The following is a 3,018-nucleotide window of genomic DNA, read 5'->3' on the forward strand; positions in this document are numbered from 1 at the left end:
CAACCACTGCGTCTTGCTCGACAATCCAAAAATAATTGAGAGGCTAGGACTTTTGTCCCAGCCCCTTTATCGGTATGAAGCTTATTTCTCTTTCCGTTTACCACGCAAGAGCAAAGCCAAAGCAAAAATTGCTAAGAGTGCACCGAGTATGGTCAATCCGTAAGCAACAACTTCACCAGTTGATGGAAGAAATTTTTTCTTTCCTTCTTTTGGTGTAGTTGGAGTTTCTGGTTTTTCCGGTGTGCTTAGCGGCGTTGTTGGTGGTGTCGTCGGTGGAGTTGTTGGTGGGGTTGTAGGCGGAGTCGTTGGCGGTGTGCTTGGTGGGGTTGTAGGCGGAGTCGTTGGCGGTGTACTTGGTGGTGTGGTAGGAGGTGTTGTTGGTGGTGTATGACGATTGGTTACCGTGAAACCATCAATGTTGCTTGTATAACCTGCTACTGGATCCTCTGTAATCGTGTAGGCAATCTTCTTACCTTCCTTGTATACAGGTAGATCCGTGAAGCTTGCCTGCCAATTATCAGTAGCTGTGATTTCTTTTACAGCTACTTCTTGACCATCCGCAAGGAGACGAACTGTGATTTTTTCAGGACGAAGACCATCTTTATTGTCTGCATCATCCCAGATCTTCTTGACCGCTACTTCCGTTACTTCTGGTGTGCGGCTATTGGTGATCACTACATTTCCCTTGTTACTGTCATCGACCGTACTAGTATAGCCTTTGACTGTTCCAACTTCTTTCACTTGGTACTGAATCTCTTTGCCTTTCGCTTTTAGAGGCAAATTGCTAAAGGTATGAGTCCAGTTATTTTTAGCAGAAAGTTCTACTTCTTTTCCTTGAGCTTTGCCATCTGCATAGAGCTGTACCTTAATGGTGCTTGGACGTTTGCCATCTTGGTCATTGTTGTCTTCCCAACGTTTTGTAACAGTAACGCTGGTTTTACCTGGCTTGTAGCTATTGGTAATGGTTGTTCCATCAATCGCAGCAGAGTAATTGGCTACTGTGTCTTCTGTGACTGTGTAGACAATTTGTTTGCCGTGATTGTATTTTGGAAGATTGGTAAAGACTGTCTTCCAATCAGTCGCTGCACTTAGCTCTTGGCTAGCTACTTCTGTACCATCTGCAAGGAGACGAACAGTGACCTTGTCAGGACGAACGCCATCTTGGTTATCATTGTCTTTCCAAACTTTCGTTACTGGAATCTCAACAACTTCTGGTGTCCGACTGTTGGTAATATTGGTTCCTTCAATAGTCGCTTCATAGCCTTCAACAGGTTCTTCTGAAACAGTGTAGGCAATGACATTGCCAGCATCATCGACCACATCGAGATTATCAAAATGATAAGCCCAAGTTCCTACCGCATCTGGTTTCACTTCTTTAGAAGCGACTTTGACACCATTTGCTAGGAGATTGACTGTGATTTTTGATGGACGCTTGCCATCTTGGTTGTCATTGTCATTCCATGTCTTTTGGCCAGAGACACTTGTTTTTTCTTTTTGGTTCACAACATCACGAGAAATCGCAAGGTCATTTCCAAAATCGTCCTTGCTGATCTTGATAAGTTCTTCTGAGAGAACATAGCCAGTTGGAGCTTGAATTTCTTGAACCGTATAAGCTTGTTTGATCAAGCCCGTAATAGTGCCAACACCATTCTCATCTGTCGTAATGGTTCCCACTTGCTCACCAGTATCATCTGCTGTCACAGCAAAGACGGCACCGGCAAGCGCTTGGCCATTTTCACCTTTTTTGTGAATCGTGAAGGAATATTTCTCACCATTGAATTTTCCATCGAGGAACTGATACAGAACGTCTGCTACCTTATTTTGCTCCTTGATTTCTGTAGCTGTCATTGTCGCATTGTTTTTGTAGGATGTATTGATGGCTGGGACCTTGTCCAGATAGACATCATAGCGAACAGTCATCCCTTGTTCAGGAGCTAGATCTCCAATATGAACCGTTAGAGAACGACCATCAGCGCTGACAACAGGGGAGTAATTCTTGGTGACGTTTGTGGTATCTTTTAAATGATAAGCCCCATCTTCGTCACTAACCTGCCAAGTTCCTGTATGGATGTTGACAGAATCTGCTTTGATTTTTCCATCTGTAAAGGCCAATTGGTCTTTAATATCAATATTATGAAGGGCTGTGTGGCCTTGATTGATGTTCAATGTATAGGTCAATTTTAATTTATCATCTGAGTTGGTCCACCCCCACTTGCTAAAGACTTCTGGAGTAGGAGGATTCTCACCTGGATTGACCCCTTTGTAATCGATATTCCCACCTGAAATCACTTTCTTATCGATCGTAAGAGTAAAATCAAGTGTCTTTTGTCCTTTGACGACTTGGTGGTCTACACGCGCAAAGAAACGCAGTTTCCCTGTCACATTGGCCATTCTTTCAGGATAGTCCGTATAGGTTACGGTGATGACTTTTCTTTGATCATCTACTGTTGCTGTCGCAACTTTTTGACCGCTTGGATCCAGCAGGTCAATGGTGTCCGTTTCAAAGACCTTAAAGTCATCTCCAAGTTGGATAACGGTCTTATCTCCCTTTTTTACACGACCATTTGGCAACACAAAGTTTGCTTCAACTTGAAAACTCTCCCAAACACCGAGTGGATCTGTAATCGCTCCACCAGTTGATTTCGAGATGTTTACAGATGTCACAACATCATTGATCGTATCTGCATGGACTTTAGCTGGACTATTGGGTTTGGCAAATCCTAAAGCCGCTAGTAAAAATAGGGCAACTGTTGTCACAACAGAATAAAGCCACTTTTTCATAAACGATTTTTCTCCTTTTTCTACGTTTACTAGATAAGGTATGTGAGTCGAAAAATTATCACTACATATTGTGATTTTATACACAACCCATCTTTTTTCATTATAATCGATTTACTTTGAGAAGACAAGCTATTATATATGCTTTTTTGTATTTTAAGTACATTTTTTTGATACAAAAAAATAGAGAGTGGGACAGAAATCGGTCATTCGTTAGAATTCGATTTCGTCGTCCCACCT

1 protein-coding gene is annotated in these 3,018 nt (G+C 42.3%); it reads right to left on the reverse strand.

Annotation, left to right across the window (positions count from 1 at the left end):
• Positions 1-81 precede the first annotated feature (81 nt).
• Complete coding sequence (locus tag ADI76_RS04910; protein WP_049514979.1) at positions 82-2,781, reverse strand: Cna B-type domain-containing protein; 2,700 nt, start codon at positions 2,779-2,781, stop codon at positions 82-84.
• Between the last annotated feature and the right edge of the window lie 237 nt (positions 2,782-3,018).

It is taken from the genome of Streptococcus parasanguinis (genome assembly GCF_001074805.1).
GTDB classification, from domain to species: domain Bacteria; phylum Bacillota; class Bacilli; order Lactobacillales; family Streptococcaceae; genus Streptococcus; species Streptococcus parasanguinis_A.

What these genes read in the sequence shown, in the direction of transcription:
- ADI76_RS04910 (WP_049514979.1), bottom strand. Translation starts at nt 2,781, where the DNA reads ATGAAAAAGTGGCTTTATTCTGTTGTGACAACAGTTGCCCTATTTTTA.